Source organism: Paraburkholderia tropica (genome assembly GCF_014171495.1).
Classification (GTDB): domain Bacteria; phylum Pseudomonadota; class Gammaproteobacteria; order Burkholderiales; family Burkholderiaceae; genus Paraburkholderia; species Paraburkholderia tropica.
Window position 1 is genome coordinate 1,374,674 of sequence record NZ_CP049135.1, and the last position, 17,810, is coordinate 1,392,483.

The following is a 17,810-nucleotide window of genomic DNA, read 5'->3' on the forward strand; positions in this document are numbered from 1 at the left end:
GTTCCCAGGAGTCCGAACATGAGTGATCCCGTCCAGAGCACCGCCGAAGTCCGTCCGCCGCTGCCGCCGTTCACGCGCGAAACCGCCATCCAGAAGGTGCGCGGCGCGGAAGACGGCTGGAATTCGCGCGATCCGCAGCGCGTTTCGCTGGCCTATACGCCGCAAAGCGTGTGGCGCAATCGCGCGGAATTCGTCACGGGGCGCGAGGCCATCGTCGGTTTTCTCGCGCGCAAGTGGGCGCGCGAGCTCGACTATCGGCTCATCAAGGAACTGTGGGCGTACACCGAGAATCGCATCGCGGTGCGTTTCGCCTACGAATGGCACGACGATTCGGGCAACTGGTTCCGCTCGTACGGCAACGAGAACTGGGAGTTCGACGAGCACGGCCTGATGGCGCGCCGCTTCGCGTGCATCAACGATCTGCCGATCCGCGAGGCCGACCGTCTCTATCACTGGCCGCTCGGCCGCCGTCCCGACGATCATCCGGGCCTGAGCGAACTCGGGCTCTGAGCCGCGCGTTATCCGCTGTTCCTTGCGTTCTTCTTCGCGTTCATCGGCGCGACTCATCGGGCTGGCATGATGGGTCGCGCCGCCGCGTGTCGTCGGCGAACAGGCGACACGGCAGGCCGGCAGCAAGACGCGATCCGAGCGTGTGCTCGACAGAGTCGATAGGCGTGCGCAGCGCCTTGCGGTACAGTTTGCCGTCGCCATCGAAGAACAAGACAGCGAGTGCGCGGACCATGCGATCCGCCGCGAGCGAGGACGGAGAATCCATGCGGTTTGGGCAAGCGCGCAATGGCATCACAGGGACGAGCGGCATCACAGCAACCGATACGCGCAAGCGCACCAGGCCGCTTCGACGGCAGGTCGCGGCATGGCTGCTGTTCGCATTCGGCGCCGTGTTCGGCACACTTGGCACATTCGGCGCGGCAAGCAGCGCGCACGCGGCCGACTGGTGCGGCGCGGGGCTCTGGGTCGACGCCATGGTCGGCTCGTATCACATCCATCCCGACAAAGACTTCGAGCAGTTCAATCCGGGTCTCGGCATCGAATGCTGGCCGAGCGATACCTGGGCGCTCACAGCGGGCGGTTTCCGCAACTCGCTGCGTCGGCCGTCGTGGTACGGCGGCGCGGTCTGGGCGCCCGAATTCCTGCATTGGGGCTTCGTGCGGCTCGCGGCGATGGGCGGCATCATCTCCGGCTACAACTACGGCAACTGGGGGCTCGGACGTAATCACACAGTCGGTCCGGTCGTCGCGCCGATCGTGATGGTCGCGTACAAGCGCGTGGGCGTGAACTTCATCGTCATTCCGCCGATTCCTTCCGACGACCTGCCGTTTACGGTCGGGTTTCAGTTGCGGTTCAAGTTCTAGTGCGCGTGTCGCGATTCGTGAAAGCCGCGATGAAGCCGCGATGCCGGACGGACCGGTGAATCTGCGTCGCGGGTGATCCATTCGGTCGGTGTACGCTCACCGACCGCCGTCCGTTTCGCCGCCATGCAAGACCAAGGTGAGCGTATTCAGGAGCGACAGCGCGGAATATACGGCGTCGCGACGCGAATACTACTGGGGTTTGAAAGACACGCGCTTGCGCGAGCCGCGCCAGTATTTCGCGCTCATGCAGGCCGTCCAGTAAAGCTCGATCGCGTCGTCGGGGGCGAGTGGCAGATTGCGCAGCAAGTCGAGAATCTGCGCCAGCGTGATTTCGTCGCCGTCGCCGAGTTCAACGAGCCAGCGCAGTTCCGAACTCGCGGCGCTCCAGTAGCAGACGCCGCATTCGCCGAGGCCGCCGTCGCCCTGCAACACGAGGTTGTGCGTCGCGCTTTCTTCGGGCGTGACGTTCAGCGGTGGCTTCGGCAGGTCGAGATCGCCGCTTCCGTCGTAGGCGTCGCTCTGTTCGAATGTCCAGTAGATGATCCGCGCCGATTCGATATCGTTGGCGATGCCCGCGCGGGTGACGTGGCCGTAGATATAGGCGTCGGCGACCTGGCCGGACATCGTGCAGCCGAACTCGCCGACGGTCACGATGTCGATCGGCGCGTCGGCGGCTGGCGGAAGCGGGCCCTTGTCGAGGCCGCCATGGCCGCGCACATAAACTCGATGAATCGTCATGATCCGTCTCCAAAGGCGGTAAAAAAGCCCTGCTACGCGCCACGTACGCAGGGCAAAGGACGCGTTCCGCAGCAGGCGTCGGGCGTTGCCGGCCGCGGAACGAGGGAAGTCAGCGATTCTGGAAGCTTTGCAGCACGGTGAGCAGGCTCGTCAGGTTGTCGGCGATGCCGGCCTGCGAGACCTTTTCGGTGGCGGCCGCGCCGGCCATCGTGTTCATGCTGTAGATCTGCATCACGCCTTGATTCGCAGCGGCCTGCGCGAGCGTGTTCTGTTGCTGCTGCGCCGACACCGCGTTCTCGAACAGAATGCCGGTCGAGTGCGCCATGGTCTGGTAAATCGAGCCCATCGCCATGGCGGGCGCTTCGCCGAGCACCTTCACGTTCGATTGCGTAACGGCGTCGGTGATCTGGTTATTCACGGAAGTCGGAAAGGTCATTTGAGTTCTCCTTTGAGACAGCGGCCGCGCGCGCTCTGCACGCGCTCAGCGCGCGATCAGCGGTTCTGGAAGGCCTGCATCGTGGCGAGCAGGCTGGTCAGGTTGTCGGAAACGCCGCCCTGGCTCACCTTTTCGGTGCTGGCGGCGTCGGCCATCGTGTCGACGCTGTAGATCTGCATGACGCCCATGTTCGCGCCGGCTTGCGCGAGCGTGTTTTGCTGCTGCTGCGCCGAGACCGTGTTCTCGTACAGAATGCCGGTCGAGTGCGCGAGGCTCTGGAACAGCGAGCCGAGCGCGAGCGCGGGTGCCTGCGCGAGCACGTTGACGTTCGCCTGCGTGACGGCGTCGGTGATCTGCGAGTTGACGGCGGTGGTGTAGGCCATGGTTCAGCTCCGGTGTCGAGGCAGTCGATCAGCGGCGGAACGATTGCAACACGGTGAGCAGGCTCGTCAGGTTGTCGGCGACGCCGCCCTGGGCGACTTTCTCCGTGCCCGCGGCGCCGGCCATCGTATCCATGCTGTAGATCTGCATGACGCCCATGTTCGAGGCGGCCTGCGTGAGCGTGTTCTGTTGCTGCTGCGCCGAGACCGAGTTCTCGAACAGGATGCCCGTCGAGTGCGCCATCGTCTGGTACAGCGAGCCGATGGCCATCGCCGGCGATTCGCCGAGCACCTTGACGTTCGATTGCGTGACGGCGTCCGTGATCTGGTCGTTGACAGAGGTCGGGAAAGACATGGTGTTGCTCCTTGAGGTTGAAGTGTGGATGCACGGCGCCGACGGGCGGCAGCGTTGCGCGTCGCGCCGTGCTACTGCATGGACGAGCCGCCGGACGGCTCGTGAACACCGCTTGCCTGCTCGGTCTGGGTGTTTTGCGTCGCTGCGCCAGCGTTCGTCGTGCTGCCTGCAGCGGGATTGCCCGCGTGGTTCGGCACGGCGGGAGCGTTCGCGCCGCCGTTGTCGAGACCGCCGTTGTTGCCGGGCGCGGCCTTCGCCGCTTCCTGCGCGTTGATTCGCTGGATCAGGTCCTGCAACTGCGTGACGAGCGGCCCGAATTGCTGGTTGAAGCACTGCTCGACTTCCTGTTTCGCGAGGCCGGCCAGATGCGCGGCGATCTGCGTGAGCGCAAGCTGGTTGCCGGGCTGCAATTGCGCGAGTTCGGGATTGAGCGCCGCGGGCCGCAGATCGGAGAGCGTCTTGCAGTGCTCGAGCAGCGCGAGAATCGCCTGTTCCTCTCTGTCCTGGACTTCGAGCGCCTGAGCGGAGCTGGTCTGGATCGTCTCGAGGAGGGTGCGCATGCCGGACGCCGCCTGCGCCTGTCCCTGACCGATGGCGGCCTGCACCTGACGACGCGCCTGCTCGACGGCGTCGAGCGACTGCGTCGCGGACGGCGTCGCTGCCTGGCCCTGGAAGCCTTGCTGGAGCCGCAGCAAGGTGGCTTCTTCCTGGGCTTCGAGCGAGCGGTTCAGATACTGCTCGGCGATCTGGCGCAGCGCGGGGTTGAGCGCGGCATCAGCCATGACTCGCGTCCTGCGCGTGGCCGCCGACGAACGGCTCGAGCGCGTTGCGCACCGACAGCAGCGCGTGCAGCACGCCGAGGTATTTGTTGTCGTCGTGACCGGCCGAAGCGTTGAGGATCGCTTCGCCCCATTGGGCCAGATGGCTGCCGAGCAGTTTCGTGGCGACGTCGTGGATCTGGTTCAGGTCGTTCTGCATGATGAATTCTCCGGGAGTGAACGTGACGGGACAGACGCGAAACGCGCACGCCTGTCGTGGTCAGGACGCTGCGTGCGCGCCGGTTGTGAACGCTCAGCTTGCGAGTGGCGTCAGAAACAGCGTCTGTTCGGCCTGACGTCGCTTGAGCAGGCCCGTCAGTTCCCGGCCGCCGGCGCGGTCCCAGCGTGGGAACTGGTTGGCGGCGGCCGTGAAGTCGCCGCGGTTCAGGCAGCGCAGCAGCGTCGACTGGCGAAGATTGCCGAGCCCGAGGTTGTAGCTGAAGCTCACGAGCGCAGAAAACTGGTTCGCGTTGAGCGGCACGTCTACGAGATTGCCGACGCCGCTCTCGAAGCGCGCGAGGTCGTCGCCGAGCAACTGGTTGGCGTGCGCCTGCGTGATGACGAGCCCCGGCGTGACATCGGCGCCCGTGTGTCCGTATCCGATCGTCAGCACGCCTACCACGTCGGCGTAAGCGATCAGGCGCAATCCTTCGTAATGCTTGATGAGTGCGAGACCGGCGGAATTGGCTTTCATGAGGGTTCCTCGCTGAATGTGTCGATGGCGGGATCAGGCTGGATCAAGCGGGATCGGGCGCGGGAGCGTCGACGTTGGCGTCTGCACGAGCGCGACGCTCGTCGGGATCGTCGTCGAGCCATTGCTGAAGACAGGCTTGATAGGCGGGGCCCGCGTCGCTGAACCATTGCATCAGCGCTTCGTTTTGCGTGTCCCATTGCCGGCGCGCCGCCTGCTGGGCTTCGCCGGCGATCAGCGCGGCGTCGGCCTGGCCGCGTGCATCGAGCCATTGCGGCAACAGCGCGAAGCCTTGCTCGCGCCACTGCGCCGCCGCGAGCAGTTGTGCGTCGAGCCATTGCTTGCCGAGTTGATGGGTGGTGTGCGCGACCTGCCGTCCGAATTCGACGAGCCCGGCCGTGTCGTAGCGCTGATGCCAGGCGCGCGGCCCTTCCCACGCGTTGTCCTCGATGCGCTCGCCGACGGCCTCGCGCCAGTCGAGCACGGCCTTGAGCCATGGCTTCCATTGCGCGGCCGACGGCGGCGGGGCCGCGAATGTCGGTGCGGGCGCCCAGCGCAGAAACGCCTGCAGAAACGGCTCGGCAAGGGTGCCTGCGATCGGCCCGAACAGCGTGGCCGCGAGCGGCCCGGACGCGGGAGCCGCAGCCCCGTTCGTGGCGCAAGCGCCGGTGGCGTCGGCGCGCCTGCGATGTGAAGTCGAAGGGTTCATCGTTCATCCTTTGCTTTGCGCGCGCTGAGAAGGCGTTGCACCATCGCCTCGATGGCGGACATCTGCGGAGCCGATTTGATAAAGAAGTCCGGGTGCGCGGGATCGTCGCTGGTGTAACCCCAGAAGTCCCAGCAGCCCTTCGGATTGCGCCGGTTGTCGGTGCGGATCTGCGGATAGAGCACGATGATGCGATTGCTGTCTGCGATCTGGTTGTAGCCGGTCGTCGTGAAGAAGCGATCGCCGAGACGGCTGTCCTCCTGCGTGCAGCCGTGAAAGACCACGTGCACGCGGCATGTCTGCGTGAGGCAGTCGGCGGGGATGTAGACGTGGCCCACATCGGCGAGTCCCGTGCGCCCGCCCTGGAAAAACTCGGTCTGATCGAAGTCGAGCAGCTCGCCGTTCAGCTTGGTGGCCGGTCGCGCGAGTTCGCCATATAGCTGGCGCAGGATGTCGTGCGACTGCACGAAGTTGCAGTTGTTGAGGTTGGGCGGCGCGTTGGCCGCGCAGGGCAGATCGTTGCGGTTCGCGGTGATGAGCGCGTGCCCGGCGTTGATGGTGTCGACATAGGCGATCTGCGCATCGGGGACGTCAGCGCTACGGTAGAAGGCGCGCGTCTGCGCGACGACCTTCGGCAGGACGATCTTGTCCGAGGCGCCCGTGAAGATATACAGGCGCTGGCGCTTGAGGTTCGCGACGTCGTCGATCAGGCCGTCGGCGGCGAAGCGCTGGGCGGCCTTGAATGCCGCGGCGCCGGACGGCGCGGCGCCCGGCGGCGTCATGCAGAGCGTGCTTGCGGTGATCAGAAAGCGGTCGCGGCCGCCGTTCGGATTGAGCCCCGCGCAGTAAAACGGGCCGCCCGCGACAATGCCGGCGCCCGCCACGCTCTGGGAATAGGCGACGCTGAATTGCGCCGCCATGAACGCGCCGGACGACAAGCCCGAGACCGTGACCTGACTTGCATCGGCAGCGAGGGCGGGCAACGGCGGCGCGTCCGCGGCTCGCGCGCTGCCGGCGGCCAGCAGGCCGAGTGCGGCGAATGTGGCGAGCGTGAAGCGTGTGAAGCGTGAGAATCGGGCGGCGGCGAGGCGTCGCGACAAGCAAATCAGGGAGTCCACGGGACGTTCTCCTGTTGGGTGGGGGAAAAGCGGTGATCCGGCTTCGGGTCCTGCCGAGTCTTCCGATGCTGCTGCTGCAACTCGTTGATGCCCGACCAGCCGATGAACAGCAAATCCATTTCCGTCGCGCTGAAGGTGTAGGGCAGGCTGGCGAGCACGCCCATCGCGAGACCTTTGGCGAGCGCGACGCCGGGCGAGTCCGAGTCGACTCTCGACTGCGTGAGCGTCGTGCTGAGCGTGGTGACGACGAACAGCAACAGCGCCACGATCAGCAGGAAATGCGCTTTCTGCTCGAACGGCAGCGTTTTGGCCATGTCGAGCAACATGCTGTCCCACAGCTTGTCGACGGATACCGTGACGAGCGCGGACAGCAGATGAATCGGACTGCGGCTCAGCGAAGGCAGTCCGCCCGCGCGGGGCCCTTCTTGACGCGATGCCGGTGCGGGCGGAGACATGTCGGTCGATCCGTGAAAACGGCTAACGGGTTGCGGAAGAAGCTCGCGCGGGAAGCCACCATGAAGCGCGGTTTTGGAGCGCGATTTTCAAGCGACCCACGCAGGCATCGAATCAAAATAATTCGGATGCCAAAATATAGTCGATGGAGCGACGAGGCATCGATCGTGCTCACCCAAACCGCGCGAGCACGATCGATGCGATGGCGCTAACGCACGCGGCCGCTTACAGTCCGCCCCAGACCAGCCCGCCGCGTGGTTGTCCGGCCTGCTGCACGAGCTGCGCGAGATTGCGCGCGATGGTGTCCGCATACGCGTCGATGGCGTCCTGCACGCTGCGGCTTTGCGCGCCGGTCGGAATTTCCGCCGTCAGCGAAATCGGTGCGTCCGGCAATTTGCTCGCGTAGAAGATGCGGTAGTCGCCTTCGGGTTTCATGCTGAAGCGGAACAACGCGCCGTGCTCGGTTTGCGCGGCGGGCGGCATGCTGCAAATGTCGCGCCGCGCGTTCGCGTAGAACGAGTTGTCGGCGGGCACGACGATGGTCTTGTGCGCCGACGGCAGCATCAGGCGCTGGACGGCCCACATCTGCCAGCCGGAGGGCAGGCTGCTCGCTTCGTCGCCGTCGTTCAGACCGATCGCGAGGATGTCGCGCTCGGCGGGCGGTCTGCCGATGATGCTGTCCGCGAAGATGGGCGCTTCGATCGGCATGTTGCTCATGCAGCCGCCATCCGTGTAGAGGAAGTCGCGCAGCGACGGCGACGGCCCGAGCGGTGTCGGCGCGAACAGCAGCGGAAAGGCGCCGCTCGCCTGCGCGGCCGCGAGCAGGCAGACGCCTTCGTGACGCACGAACGCCTTATGGACGGGATTGCGATCGGTCGACCACGTTCCCGGCGGCAACAGCGTCGACACATAGTTCAGCGAGCCGAAGGTCTCGGCGAGCGCCTCGCTGTCGACCTGCGCCGGATAGAGCCGTGTGAGCGTGACGCTCAGATGCTTCCAGCCGGCGTCGATGCCCGCGTCGCGCAGCAGGGTGACGATGCGGTGATGCGTGCCGACAAGATAGCAGCCGAAGCGCCGCAGATCGCGCAGGCCGGTGGCGAGCGCGGCGCGCAGCGCGGCGATGTGCGGGCCGCCCGGGTCGACGTCGTAGTCCCAGAAGCAGCCCATGCCGCGCCCATGCAGCTCGTTCAGGTAATAGCGTTCGCCGTCGAGCGCGAGGTAGCTGTCGCCTTCGTCGTCGAGGTCGATTTGCTCGACGATGCGGCGCATCAGTTGCAGCAGCGCGGTTTCGGCCCAGATCATCAGCACCGAGGGAATCGCCGAGCCGTCGAGCTTGTCGGCCGCGTAGTCGACGACGGTCGACGCGCGGCTCAGGGCGATGCGCTTTTCGCTGCGATTCGCGAACGATTTGGTCGCGAAGGGCAGCGCTTCGCTGATGGTCGGCGAAAGACGTGCGATCGCTTCGGGCGTGCCGCCGAGCGCGAGGATGAAGCCGGTCAGCGCGCCCGCGCTCGCGCCCGCCACGTGGGGCACGGCGCGCAGATCGATCTGGCGGTCGCGATGCAGTTTCTGGAGCGCCTTGGGGTAGACCACGCCTTTGGCGCCGCCGCCGCCGAGCACGAGCGAATGTAGGTCGAGCATGTCGTTCTCCTGTTGATGGAATGGGTCGGCTAGCCGCCCTTGCGGTCCAGCAGCGACTGATACTTGTTGATGCTCTGGTCGATCTTTTCGAGCGCGAAATGCGCGGATTCGCCTTCGATGGCGCCTGCGGCCGCCGCGACGGCCGCCGCCGTGCCGACCAGCAGATCGGTGATCAGCACGCCGAGCGCATCCTCGGCCGCGCCCTTAATGTCTTCCTGGAGCAGCTTCTCGGTCATGTTCTTGAGCAGCACGCTCTTGCTGGCGAGCGCGAGCTTGCTCGCACCGTCGAAGTAGTTCGCGGCCGACTGCGCGACGAGTCCGCTCGCCTGGCTGATCATCATGTTCGGACCGGCGGCGATCTGGCTGCTCGCGTAGGCGGTCGTCTCGGCGTTGGTCAACTGGACCGCCTGCACGATCTGACTGTTGAGCGCGTCGGTGGCGGGCGCAGCGGCCGCGCCGCCTTGCATCTGCGCGGTGAAGCCCGCAAGCGGACTCGCGGGCGGGCTCGCCGGGGTGGGCGGGGTGGCCGGTGCCGTGGACGGGCCGGCGGTCGCCGCGCCGCCGTTTGCCGTGCCGGTGGCGCTTTGACTCGCGGCGGTCGCGCCGGCGTTGTCCGCGCCTGACGTCGCGCCAGCCTCAGGTGATGAGGCCGACGATGAGGGCGACGCCGCAGCGGGCGGCGGTGTGGGCGGTGCGGCGCTGGCGGCGTTCGCGGCGGACTTGCCGCCAAAGAGGTCCTTGAGGCTCATGGTTCAGGTCTCCGCACGCGCGTCAGCTCTTGTCGCCGACGGCGAGAATCATCGTCACGGCCTTGGAAATCACGGCGCTGGAAATCTGGTTCAGCGCCTGCTGGCTGTGCACGGCGTTCTGCAACGACAGGCCCGCCGAATGACTGGCGAACTGATAGAGCGAAGCGAGCGCCTGGGCCGGGGCTTCGGCCACGACCTTGACGTTGGTTTGGGTGACGGCGTCGGTGATCTGGCCGTTGACGGCGGTGTTGTCTGCCATGACGACTCCTTAAGTACGGCATGGGGGTGGCGGAAAGCGCGAGGCGACTGGCATCGCGCTGCGTGGTTTGCCTGAATACGGACGCATCGCCGGCGTGCTTGTGAAGGCTGCGAAGCCGGCCGGCGACGCGCATGCGCGTCGCGCCTAGTCGAGCTTCTGGCGCAGCTTTTTGCGCAGCAGTTCGACGCGCTTGCGTGCGAGCGCCTCGCTGATGCCGAGCGTGTCGGCGATTTGCGGATACGGCAGTTCATCCTCGAATTTCAGGGCGAACAGCGTGCGTTGCGCGGGCGCGAGTTCGGCGACGGCCGCCTCCATGCGCGCGAGTTGCTGCTTGAGCGCGAGTTGCTGATCGATGGGCAGCGCGCGATCGGCGACGGCAATGCACTGCTCGTCTTCCCATTCGGCGCCGTGCTCGATCACGCGATCCTCGCGGCCGCGTCGGCGCGCATGATCGAGAAAGGCATGGTTGAGCGCGAGAAAGAAAAAGCCCGCGAGGTTCTTCACGCGATCCGGGGAGCGCTGCATGTAGAGATGGACTTTCAGCGCGGTGTCGGAGAGCAGATCGTCGGCGCGCGAGGGATCGCCCTTGCATAGCAGACGCGCGCGTCGGCGCAACTTGCCTTGCACATCTCTCCAGGTGCAATCGAATTGCTCGCGGTAGGCCGTGGTCTCGTCGCCGCCACAAGTTGTGATGTTCATTCTGCGTCCTCCGTGGATGGAATCAGCAGGATCCGGCCAATCGTGTGAAGAAAGCAGTCGCGTACGTAACAACGCGCGCGATGCCCATGCAGCGTGCTTCATCCGGCCGTGGCGATATGGCGAAGGCGCTCCGGATTTTCGATGCACAGCATGTGTGCCTGCGGTCGGATCAGCCCTTCGCGCTGCCAGCGTTGCAGCAGCGAATTCAGGCGCGGCCGGCTCACGTTGAGCATCGCGGCCATGATGCTTTGATTGCCAGGCAGACGGACTTCGTGTCGCTCGCCGTCGCCCATGCGCGTGAGCAGATGGCGCGCGAGCCGCGCTTCGAGCCGGTACAGGCAGGCCGATTCCACGAAGTCGCTCAGTTGCTCGAGGCGATTGCAGAGCAGTTGCTGGACGCGCAGCATGAAGAGCGGATTGGCCTGCAACACGGCGAAATGCGCTTCGTGCAGCAGCGAGATCTCGCAGTCGGGACTCAGTTGCGCATTGAAGCTGCGGCGACGCGGATGCAGCAGCGCACTCTCGCCGACAAGCCCGCCCGCGAGCGTGTAGTCGAGGATGATTTCGCGCCCGCCCGGCTCGTGCAGCGTGTGATAGATGTGTCCGCGATGCACGAAGGCGACGAAATTCTCCGTATCGCCCTTGAAGAACAACAGCCGGCTGCGTTGAGCGGGCCAGGGCGTGAGGCGTTCGTCGATATGCTGCACGAGTGATTCGGGCAGCCCCTGTAGCAACGCGAATGAGCGAACCCCGTAATGGTCTTTGGCGGCTGGCATGACGTCCTTGCCTTTCTTGATGTGGTGTGGCGACTCACTGGCGGAAACGTCCTGCCATGCCGGATGTGAAGCGCAGGCCCCTTTACCCTGTCAATGTTGATAGCTGCGCTCGCCCGCGCCGCGCCTGCGCGCGACACGTGTCGCACGTGCGGAACGTGTGCGATGAGCGGATGATGCGGAGCGCATTGCATCGCGCATAGGCCGACCGCCGCGAGGCGAGCGTCATGCGGGATGCGTAATATGCCTTGTTTCAGGGCAGGATTCGAGAAATCGCCCGCCGCGCGAGAGAAAGGGCGGCGAAAGAATCGGTCGAATGCGGTAGCGAAGTTTGCGATCGCGAAAGGAAGCGCGATGCGTCGGCTTACCGAAACGCGAGACCGGGTATCGAATCGATTGACTTCAAATTAATTTGCATTCCAGATTAAATTGCCGGGCGATATCTGGGTGAAGAATCACAACGCATTTGCCGGCCGTCGTCGCGACGGAAAATCGCGCGCATTGCGCATTCAAACAATGCGCATCGCCAATTCGTCGCTCGCCGATTTCGAGTCGCGCAGCGTCCCGCAAACTCTCACCTTCGATCGCCTGGTCGCGCCTCCTGACATTTCTGCCAGGTTCGCGTCAGGGGCGGGCCACGTCTGCGCCATAAGATACGGGCTCCGCGCGCGGGCAACGCGCCTGCATTCGACGCGCGCGGAACGAACCTGAGGTGAATAATGAAGAAGTGGATCAGCATTCTGATCGCCGCGAGCGCATTCGGCGCGGCGGCGCCCACCATGGCCGCGGACGATCCCGCGACCGTCTGGCTGCCCGCCACGGCAGCCGCGCGATTCCAGAGCGCGAGCGCGATCGTCGAAGGCGCGAGCGGCGCGAACGTGAAGTCGACGCTTTACGTCTTCATGGACCCGAACTGTATTTTCTGTCACCTGGTGTGGAAGGCGCTGCAACCGTATGAAGCGGCGGGCCTGCAGGTGCACTGGATTCCGATGGGCTTCCTCAAGCCCGATTCGCCGGGCAAGGCGGCTGCGCTATTGCAGGCGAAAGACCGCGCGGCGCTCCTGAAGGTGCTGGAAACGCGCTACAACGAGAAGGACGAATCGGGCGGCATCGCGCCGCTCGCCACCATTCCCGCCGCGGCGAAAGCGCAACTCGACAGCAATATGCAGTTGTTCCAGGACCTCGGTTTTCAGGGCACGCCGTCGATCATCTACCAAGGTTCGGGCGGCCGCTGGGCCGACTATGACGGCGTGCCGAAGCTGAGCGCGCTGCCGGGCCTGCTCAATCTGCCCGAGCAGCCGATCACGGATCCGGAGTTGCAGAAGTATCGGTGAGACGTTCCAGGAGATGCGCGTCGAGGGTGAGACGCGGCGCGCATCGCCGCTTCACCGCACGCAGGCAAAAAGCGCTGAAGGTGAGGAATTCCAGGCGATCAACCATCAAGGTGAGTCGCCTGGTACGCCGATCTATCACCCGAAGCAGTCGGAATCACCTGGAATGACCCGAAACGGTCGGCCACGCGCTTCAAAAACGCAAAAGGTGAGGAATTCCAGGAGTCAGAGGCCGTATTTTCCGGTGAGCGCGCGATGCAACCCGCGCTTCACCCCGTCCACTCTCCCGAAAACCCTCACCTTGATCGCGACGCACGCGCGAACTAGAACTTGTAGTCCGGATTCTTCGGATCGAACGCTTCGGCATCGAAACTTTTCGGCGTGATGCTGTCGATCACGATCTTCTCGAAGATCTGCCCGTCGTCGCCGTACGCTTCCACGGTGCGGAAATACGGATGACGCAGATCGAGCCCGAGCGTCTGCTTCTTCGCGTAGAACTGCGGCTTGCCGCTCGGCGACGTGTAGGTGAGCGCGACCACGCGCACGCCGTTCATCGTCTTCACCTCGACTTCGGGCTTGTACGGCGCGCCCACTTCCACATACTTCTTCGCGTCGGTCATGAACTGGCTGACGATGAACTCGGTCCCGAGATCGGTGATCTTGTGATTCGACTGCGAGCGCGCGAGCGTGCCGTCGAGCGCGGTCCACATCGGCATCACGCCGAGCAGGCCGCCCAGGTGGCCGTACATTTCATCGGACTTCTTCGAAGCGTCGTAGATCACTTCCTCGCCCGAATGCTCGCCGTCGGGCAGCCACTTCGCGTAGATCCGCAGCGGGTCGTGATCGAGTTTCACGAGCATGTGCGCGGGCTTGCTCGGCCACTTGCCGTTCAGGCGCTCCCAGCGCGACAGCGTGAACTCGTACGACGGATAACCCGACGGCCCGAGCTTGATGACCGTGGGCACCACGAGGGGATCGAGCGCCTGGAACAGCGCGGTGAGCTGCGCGTCGTCCATCTTCACGAGCGCGCCGCTCTTTTGCGCCTTCTGCAGCCAGCGCACCTGCTGATCGACGGAAAGCTTGCTCACTTCGGCTGCCGACGGCGCGGCGCCTTGCGGTGCGGCGGCGCCGATCTGTTCGCTGGCGGCGTTGTCGTCCTGCGCGAACGCGCCGGCGCACGCGAGCGCGAGCGCCGCGCACGCGATCGCCCTGAATGCGCGGCGAGGTTGGCGAGGCAGCGAAGCAAGCGTTGAAGCGGTGTTCATGATGCGTCTCCCTGTTTATGTTGGCCTGCTCGATAAAAGCCGGTGTAGCCCGCGCGATCTACGCCGCGCGTTGCCGGGCGATTTCCTCGTCGCGCAGCGCGCGGCGCAGGATCTTGCCGACGTTGGTTTGCGGCAGCGCCTCGCGAAACTCCACGAGGCGCGGCACCTTGTAACCGGTGAGCTGACGGCGGCAATGCGCGATCACCGCCTCGGCCGTGAGCGAGGGATCGCGCGCGACCACGAACACCTTCACGCGCTCGCCCTGCACGGAATCGGGCACGCCGATGGCGGCCACTTCGCGCACGTCCGGATGCATCGCCACCACGTCCTCGATCTCGCTCGGATACACGTTGAAACCCGACACGATGATCATGTCCTTCTTGCGGTCGATGAGCTTGATGAAGCCCTGCGCGTCCATCACGCCGATATCGCCGGTCGCGAGCCAGCCGTCGGCGTCTAGCACCTGCGCGGTTTCGTCGGGACGATTCCAGTAGCCGAGCATCACCTGCGGGCCTTTCACGCACAGTTCGCCGGGTTCGCCGATGTTGGCCCACGTGCCGTCCTCGCGGCGAAAACGGACTTGCGTCGACGGCACGGGCAAGCCGATCGAGCCTTCGAAATCGCGCATGTTCTGTAGATCGACGGGATTGGTCGCGACGATCGGCGAGCACTCCGTGAGTCCGTAGCCTTCGACGATCGGCTGCCCGGTCACGGTCTTGAAGCGGTCGGCGACGGCCTTCTGCGTGGCCATGCCGCCCGCCATCGCGAGCTTGAGCGCGGAGAAGTCGCGCCGACGGAATGCCTCGCTGTCGAGCAGCGCGTTGTAGAGCGTGTTGATCGCCGTGATGCCGGTGAAGGTTTCGCGGCGCAGGATCATCATCATGCGCTTCGTGTCGCGCGGATTCGCGATCAGGATATTGCGTCCGCCGAGCCCGAGAAAGATCAGCGCATTCACCGTGAGCGAATAGATGTGATAGAGCGGCAACGGCGTGAGCACCGTTTCGACTTCGCCCGAGAGTTGCGACGCCGACCACGCCTTCGCTTGCAGCACGTTGGCGAGAATGTTGCGATGCGTGAGCATCGCGCCTTTCGCCACGCCGGTCGTGCCGCCGGTGTATTGCAGAAAGGCGAGGTCGCCGCTCGTGCGCAGCGCGTTCGCGAGCGTGCGCCGCGCGCCGATGTCGAGCGCCGCGCGCAGACGCACCGCGTTCGGCAGCGTGTAGTTCGGCACCATCTTCTTCACGCGGCGCAGCACGAAATTGAGCAGACGACCCTTGAGATTGAGGCCGTCCGCGAGCAGATCGCCGAGACCCGTCACCGCGATGTGCTCGATGCGCGTGCCGGGCAGCGCTTCTTCGAGCGTCTTCGCGAAGTTCTCGAACACCACGATCGCGCGCGCGCCGCTGTCCTTCAACTGATGCGCGAGTTCGCGCGGCGTATAGAGCGGATTGACGTTGACGACCACCGCGCCCGCCTTGAGCGCGCCGAACAGCGCGACGGGATACTGAAACGTATTCGGCAGCATGATGGCGACGCGCTCGCCCGGCGCGATGCCCACGCCTTGCAGCCACGCCGCGAACGCTTCGGCCTTGCGTGCGAGCGCGCCATAAGTCAGCGACGCGCCCACGCTCACATAGGCCACGCGTTCGCTGAACTGCGAGACGCACTCGTCGAAATACTGCGAAATTGTTTCGTATTGCGTAACGTCGATCTCGGGCGGAACGCCGGCGGGATAGGACGCGTACCAGATGCCGTCGGTGTCGGGCGCGGCATGCTGCGCGCCGCGAGCCGTCGTCTGCGCTTGCAGTTGGGCTGCCATGGTCGTCTCCAGTCTGTCTTTGTTTTGGGCGCCGCGCGCGTGCTGATCGACACGGCCGCCCTTACGATAACAACGACGCCTCGCAAAACGCTTGCATCAGTACCGAGCAGTCACTCTAGCGGCGCGTGGCCGCGCGCCGTTCAGATCGCCGGACGTCCGTGCATGGGCGCGTCGAGCGGCAACTCGCGTTCGTCACGCTGATCGACGGCGATCGCGCGTTCGGCGCTCGCGTGCGCCGTGCCCGCGATCGCGCTGCGCAGCCAGTCGTACGTGGTCGACGGCGCCGTCACGGGCAACATGTGGCCGCCGTTCACGACCTTGAGCGACACGCGCGGCGACGCAAGGCGCAGCGCCTCGCCGTGACGCGTCCAGTCGAGCACGATGTCGTCGCGGCCGAACAGCACGTCGACGGGCACGCCCAGCTGCGCATAACGCTGCGTCATCCGGTCGAGATCGTCGGCGTCCTCGATGGCGACGAGATCGCGCGAACCGTTCACGAAGCCCTGCGGACGCAGGCTCAGCAGCGCGCCGCCGCGCGTGCGGAAGTCGCGCGGCACAGCTTCGGGCGCGAACACCGCGCGCAACGTGCTCGCGCTCGTGGCGAGGCCGAACGGCGTCGCGAACGTGCGCGACACGAAGCGGCGCACGGCATTCGAGCGCAGCACGAGCGGACGAAACGCCTTCGGCACCTCGGTCTGCACGTGCGTGAGCGGCGCGATCAGCGCGAGACGCGCCACTGCTTCCGGATGATCGAGCGCGACGGACAACGCGAGCGCGCCGCCGAGCGAATGCCCCACGAGCACGGTCTGTTCGAGCCCCAGCGCGGCGATGAAGTGCGCGACGCTATCGGCCTGCGCGCGAATATTCGCCGGGCCGTTCGGCGCGCGCGTCGAGTAGCCGGAGCCGGGGCGATCGAGCAGGATCACGCGATGGTCGCGCGCGAGCGCTTCCAGCGGCAGATACGCGAAGTTGCGCAACTGGCCGCACAGACCGTGCACGAACACGACGGGCTGACCGTCTGGGTTGCCGAATTCGACGTAATGCAGGCGCTCGCCGTCGATCTCGATGTGACGGCCGTCCATCGGCACGGCGGTTTCGATGCGGCGCGTGGTGCGCCGCGTATAGAGCGCGAGCGCGGCGCACGCGGCCACGATCACGGCGATTCCGGTTGCAAGGGGCAGGGCGATGGCGTTCACCGGCGGACCTCTCCGAAGGGGTGTGTCTCGATGTTGTCATGACCGCGCGTTGCTGCGTGGCGATGCGCGCGGTAACGACGCTGCTCAGGTTCTCTCAGGCAACACGCTCGCGCGGGCGTCGCTCGTCTGCGAAGCCTCCACGGCCTGCACCGGCGGCGACGCCTCGTTGCGCGCCCACGCGATGAAGCGATGCACGCGCGCGGCGATCAGCGGCGCGTCGCGCACCACGGTCCAGTGCGGCGCGTCGATGAGCTCGCGCCGGTAACGCCCGAGCCATTGCGCGACGTGCTCGGACATCGCGGGCGTCACATAGCGGTCGAAGCGCGGCACGATGAACTGCACGGGCACCTGCGTGCGCCGCTCGCGCGGCCGCCGCGCGCACGTGATGAAATTCGCGCGATACAGCTGGAGACCGTTCAGGCAGTTGCGCAGTTGCTGCGGATCGCGTTCGGCGCGTACGCCTTCGGTCTTGCGCAGCCACCACGGCCAGAGCGCCGCGCCGCCGAGCCGCCAGACGAGCTGCGGCACCAGCGGCAGATGAAAGAACGCGATATACCAGGACTTGAGCGTCTGGCGGAAATTCGTCGGCGCGCGAAAGACGTGATCGAGGCACGGCCCCGAAATCGACGTATAGGACGCGAGGCGCGCCGCGTTGGCCGGATCGGTGACAGCTTCCCAGCACTGAATCGAGCCCCAGTCGTGCGCAACGAGATGAAACGGCCGCGCGCCGCACGTCGCCTCGGCGACCGTCATCAGATCGTGCGCGAGCCGTTCGAGCCGATAACCTGCGCGATTCGACGGCGCGCTCGACGCGCCCATGCCGCGCACGTCGTACGCGATCACGCGATAGCGCGCGTCCAGTTCGCGCCGCAACGCGTCCCACACGCGCGCCGAATCGGGATAGCCGTGCACGAGCACGAGCGGCGGCGCGTCGCGCGGGCCGCTCGCATAGACCGCGAGCCGTACGTCGCCGGCATCGACTTCGAAGGTTTCGATCGCGGCCATGATGC

General features: G+C 65.7%; 24 protein-coding genes. 4 read left to right on the top strand and 20 right to left on the bottom strand.

Annotated elements, in window-relative coordinates:
- Positions 1 to 18 precede the first annotated feature (18 nt).
- Positions 19 to 510: a nuclear transport factor 2 family protein gene (locus tag G5S35_RS20945; RefSeq protein ID WP_065061672.1), complete on the top strand. Its 492-nt coding sequence runs from the start codon at positions 19 to 21 to the stop codon at positions 508 to 510.
- 40 nt (positions 511 to 550) lie between these two features.
- Here the strand turns inward: G5S35_RS20945 and G5S35_RS20950 are convergent, their stop codons facing one another.
- Positions 551 to 742 (bottom strand): hypothetical protein, encoded by a 192-nt coding sequence (locus G5S35_RS20950; RefSeq protein ID WP_124260639.1) that lies wholly within the window; start codon positions 740 to 742, stop codon positions 551 to 553.
- A 31-nt stretch (positions 743 to 773) separates the two neighbouring features.
- On the opposite strand from G5S35_RS20950, the gene G5S35_RS20955 reads away from it, so the two are divergent.
- The gene (locus tag G5S35_RS20955; protein WP_231957649.1) at positions 774 to 1,373 is read left to right on the top strand and encodes a hypothetical protein; all 600 of its coding nucleotides are present in this window, start codon (positions 774 to 776) and stop codon (positions 1,371 to 1,373) included.
- A 189-nt stretch (positions 1,374 to 1,562) separates the two neighbouring features.
- On the opposite strand, the gene G5S35_RS20960 is transcribed toward G5S35_RS20955, so the two are convergent.
- The 15 genes from G5S35_RS20960 to G5S35_RS21030 all read right to left on the bottom strand — a co-directional run bounded on the left by G5S35_RS20960 (position 1,563) and on the right by G5S35_RS21030 (position 11,192).
- Positions 1,563 to 2,111, bottom strand: coding sequence for a hypothetical protein (locus G5S35_RS20960; protein ID WP_065061674.1), 549 nt, complete (start codon positions 2,109 to 2,111; stop codon positions 1,563 to 1,565).
- A gap of 109 nt (positions 2,112 to 2,220) precedes the next feature.
- Positions 2,221 to 2,547 (bottom strand): RebB family R body protein, encoded by a 327-nt coding sequence (locus G5S35_RS20965; protein WP_065061675.1) that lies wholly within the window; start codon positions 2,545 to 2,547, stop codon positions 2,221 to 2,223.
- 56 nt (positions 2,548 to 2,603) lie between these two features.
- Positions 2,604 to 2,930 (bottom strand): RebB family R body protein, encoded by a 327-nt coding sequence (locus G5S35_RS20970; protein WP_065061676.1) that lies wholly within the window; start codon positions 2,928 to 2,930, stop codon positions 2,604 to 2,606.
- A 28-nt stretch (positions 2,931 to 2,958) separates the two neighbouring features.
- Positions 2,959 to 3,282 (bottom strand): RebB family R body protein, encoded by a 324-nt coding sequence (locus G5S35_RS20975; protein WP_065061677.1) that lies wholly within the window; start codon positions 3,280 to 3,282, stop codon positions 2,959 to 2,961.
- A 71-nt stretch (positions 3,283 to 3,353) separates the two neighbouring features.
- Positions 3,354 to 4,064 (bottom strand): hypothetical protein, encoded by a 711-nt coding sequence (locus G5S35_RS20980; protein WP_065061678.1) that lies wholly within the window; start codon positions 4,062 to 4,064, stop codon positions 3,354 to 3,356.
- The gene (locus G5S35_RS20985) at positions 4,057 to 4,260 is read right to left on the bottom strand and encodes a hypothetical protein (RefSeq protein ID WP_065061679.1); all 204 of its coding nucleotides are present in this window, start codon (positions 4,258 to 4,260) and stop codon (positions 4,057 to 4,059) included. The genes G5S35_RS20980 and G5S35_RS20985 overlap by 8 nt, the downstream gene beginning before the upstream one ends.
- Positions 4,261 to 4,353: 93 nt before the next feature.
- Entirely contained in the window at positions 4,354 to 4,794 is a 441-nt protein-coding gene (locus G5S35_RS20990; protein ID WP_183038945.1) for a lysozyme, read from the bottom strand.
- Between the two features lie 43 nt (positions 4,795 to 4,837).
- On the bottom strand, positions 4,838 to 5,500 hold the full coding sequence (locus tag G5S35_RS20995) for a hypothetical protein (RefSeq protein WP_183038946.1): 663 nt from the start codon (positions 5,498 to 5,500) through the stop codon (positions 4,838 to 4,840).
- On the bottom strand, positions 5,497 to 6,615 hold the full coding sequence (locus tag G5S35_RS21000; RefSeq protein WP_237181387.1) for an extracellular catalytic domain type 2 short-chain-length polyhydroxyalkanoate depolymerase: 1,119 nt from the start codon (positions 6,613 to 6,615) through the stop codon (positions 5,497 to 5,499). The genes G5S35_RS20995 and G5S35_RS21000 overlap by 4 nt, the downstream gene beginning before the upstream one ends.
- Entirely contained in the window at positions 6,603 to 7,070 is a 468-nt protein-coding gene (locus G5S35_RS21005) for a hypothetical protein (RefSeq protein WP_074981136.1), read from the bottom strand. Before G5S35_RS21005 ends, G5S35_RS21000 begins: the two co-directional genes overlap by 13 nt.
- Positions 7,071 to 7,293: 223 nt before the next feature.
- Entirely contained in the window at positions 7,294 to 8,709 is a 1,416-nt protein-coding gene (locus G5S35_RS21010; RefSeq protein ID WP_074981134.1) for a patatin-like phospholipase family protein, read from the bottom strand.
- A 29-nt stretch (positions 8,710 to 8,738) separates the two neighbouring features.
- Positions 8,739 to 9,458 (bottom strand): hypothetical protein, encoded by a 720-nt coding sequence (locus G5S35_RS39525; RefSeq protein ID WP_237181388.1) that lies wholly within the window; start codon positions 9,456 to 9,458, stop codon positions 8,739 to 8,741.
- A gap of 22 nt (positions 9,459 to 9,480) precedes the next feature.
- A complete protein-coding gene (locus G5S35_RS21020) occupies positions 9,481 to 9,717 on the bottom strand; it encodes a RebB family R body protein (RefSeq protein WP_065061686.1) in 237 nt (78 codons plus the stop codon).
- A 144-nt stretch (positions 9,718 to 9,861) separates the two neighbouring features.
- Positions 9,862 to 10,416, bottom strand: a complete 555-nt coding sequence (locus G5S35_RS21025) for an RNA polymerase sigma factor (protein ID WP_065061687.1) — start codon at positions 10,414 to 10,416, stop codon at positions 9,862 to 9,864.
- 98 nt (positions 10,417 to 10,514) lie between these two features.
- Positions 10,515 to 11,192 carry a Crp/Fnr family transcriptional regulator gene (locus G5S35_RS21030; RefSeq protein WP_065061688.1) on the bottom strand — a complete coding sequence of 226 codons (678 nt, stop codon included), beginning with the start codon at positions 11,190 to 11,192 and terminating at the stop codon, positions 10,515 to 10,517.
- A gap of 444 nt (positions 11,193 to 11,636) precedes the next feature.
- On the opposite strand from G5S35_RS21030, the gene G5S35_RS21035 reads away from it, so the two are divergent.
- Together G5S35_RS21035 and G5S35_RS21040 are read left to right on the top strand one after the other, a co-directional pair.
- Positions 11,637 to 11,900, top strand: a complete 264-nt coding sequence (locus G5S35_RS21035) for a hypothetical protein (protein ID WP_146229922.1) — start codon at positions 11,637 to 11,639, stop codon at positions 11,898 to 11,900.
- A gap of 8 nt (positions 11,901 to 11,908) precedes the next feature.
- Positions 11,909 to 12,523 carry a thioredoxin fold domain-containing protein gene (locus G5S35_RS21040; RefSeq protein WP_065061689.1) on the top strand — a complete coding sequence of 205 codons (615 nt, stop codon included), beginning with the start codon at positions 11,909 to 11,911 and terminating at the stop codon, positions 12,521 to 12,523.
- Positions 12,524 to 12,843: 320 nt separating this feature from the next.
- Here G5S35_RS21040 and G5S35_RS21045 read toward each other — a convergent pair whose 3' ends face one another.
- From G5S35_RS21045 to G5S35_RS21060, 4 genes are all read right to left on the bottom strand, one after another.
- On the bottom strand, positions 12,844 to 13,785 hold the full coding sequence (locus tag G5S35_RS21045) for a DUF1571 domain-containing protein (protein WP_110325823.1): 942 nt from the start codon (positions 13,783 to 13,785) through the stop codon (positions 12,844 to 12,846).
- Positions 13,786 to 13,843: 58 nt separating this feature from the next.
- Positions 13,844 to 15,604, bottom strand: a complete 1,761-nt coding sequence (locus G5S35_RS21050; RefSeq protein WP_183038947.1) for an AMP-binding protein — start codon at positions 15,602 to 15,604, stop codon at positions 13,844 to 13,846.
- A 140-nt stretch (positions 15,605 to 15,744) separates the two neighbouring features.
- Complete coding sequence (locus G5S35_RS21055; protein WP_420874535.1) at positions 15,745 to 16,791, bottom strand: alpha/beta fold hydrolase; 1,047 nt, start codon at positions 16,789 to 16,791, stop codon at positions 15,745 to 15,747.
- 93 nt (positions 16,792 to 16,884) lie between these two features.
- A complete protein-coding gene (locus tag G5S35_RS21060; RefSeq protein ID WP_176079699.1) occupies positions 16,885 to 17,805 on the bottom strand; it encodes an alpha/beta fold hydrolase in 921 nt (306 codons plus the stop codon).
- Between the last annotated feature and the right edge of the window lie 5 nt (positions 17,806 to 17,810).

Excerpts from the sequence above, each read along its gene's own strand:
- G5S35_RS20945 (WP_065061672.1), top strand. The coding sequence starts at position 19 with ATGAGTGATCCCGTCCAGAGCACCGCCGAAGTCCGTCCGCCGCTGCCG.
- G5S35_RS20950 (WP_124260639.1), bottom strand. The coding sequence starts at position 742 with ATGGTCCGCGCACTCGCTGTCTTGTTCTTCGATGGCGACGGCAAACTG.
- G5S35_RS20955 (WP_231957649.1), top strand. The coding sequence starts at position 774 with ATGCGGTTTGGGCAAGCGCGCAATGGCATCACAGGGACGAGCGGCATC.
- G5S35_RS20960 (WP_065061674.1), bottom strand. The coding sequence starts at position 2,111 with ATGACGATTCATCGAGTTTATGTGCGCGGCCATGGCGGCCTCGACAAG.
- G5S35_RS20965 (WP_065061675.1), bottom strand. The coding sequence starts at position 2,547 with ATGACCTTTCCGACTTCCGTGAATAACCAGATCACCGACGCCGTTACG.
- G5S35_RS20970 (WP_065061676.1), bottom strand. The coding sequence starts at position 2,930 with ATGGCCTACACCACCGCCGTCAACTCGCAGATCACCGACGCCGTCACG.
- G5S35_RS20975 (WP_065061677.1), bottom strand. The coding sequence starts at position 3,282 with ATGTCTTTCCCGACCTCTGTCAACGACCAGATCACGGACGCCGTCACG.
- G5S35_RS20980 (WP_065061678.1), bottom strand. The coding sequence starts at position 4,064 with ATGGCTGATGCCGCGCTCAACCCCGCGCTGCGCCAGATCGCCGAGCAG.
- G5S35_RS20985 (WP_065061679.1), bottom strand. The coding sequence starts at position 4,260 with ATGCAGAACGACCTGAACCAGATCCACGACGTCGCCACGAAACTGCTC.
- G5S35_RS20990 (WP_183038945.1), bottom strand. The coding sequence starts at position 4,794 with ATGAAAGCCAATTCCGCCGGTCTCGCACTCATCAAGCATTACGAAGGA.
- G5S35_RS20995 (WP_183038946.1), bottom strand. The coding sequence starts at position 5,500 with ATGAACCCTTCGACTTCACATCGCAGGCGCGCCGACGCCACCGGCGCT.
- G5S35_RS21005 (WP_074981136.1), bottom strand. The coding sequence starts at position 7,070 with ATGTCTCCGCCCGCACCGGCATCGCGTCAAGAAGGGCCCCGCGCGGGC.
- G5S35_RS21010 (WP_074981134.1), bottom strand. The coding sequence starts at position 8,709 with ATGCTCGACCTACATTCGCTCGTGCTCGGCGGCGGCGGCGCCAAAGGC.
- G5S35_RS39525 (WP_237181388.1), bottom strand. The coding sequence starts at position 9,458 with ATGAGCCTCAAGGACCTCTTTGGCGGCAAGTCCGCCGCGAACGCCGCC.
- G5S35_RS21020 (WP_065061686.1), bottom strand. The coding sequence starts at position 9,717 with ATGGCAGACAACACCGCCGTCAACGGCCAGATCACCGACGCCGTCACC.
- G5S35_RS21025 (WP_065061687.1), bottom strand. The coding sequence starts at position 10,416 with ATGAACATCACAACTTGTGGCGGCGACGAGACCACGGCCTACCGCGAG.
- G5S35_RS21030 (WP_065061688.1), bottom strand. The coding sequence starts at position 11,192 with ATGCCAGCCGCCAAAGACCATTACGGGGTTCGCTCATTCGCGTTGCTA.
- G5S35_RS21040 (WP_065061689.1), top strand. The coding sequence starts at position 11,909 with ATGAAGAAGTGGATCAGCATTCTGATCGCCGCGAGCGCATTCGGCGCG.
- G5S35_RS21045 (WP_110325823.1), bottom strand. The coding sequence starts at position 13,785 with ATGAACACCGCTTCAACGCTTGCTTCGCTGCCTCGCCAACCTCGCCGC.
- G5S35_RS21050 (WP_183038947.1), bottom strand. The coding sequence starts at position 15,604 with ATGGCAGCCCAACTGCAAGCGCAGACGACGGCTCGCGGCGCGCAGCAT.
- G5S35_RS21060 (WP_176079699.1), bottom strand. The coding sequence starts at position 17,805 with ATGGCCGCGATCGAAACCTTCGAAGTCGATGCCGGCGACGTACGGCTC.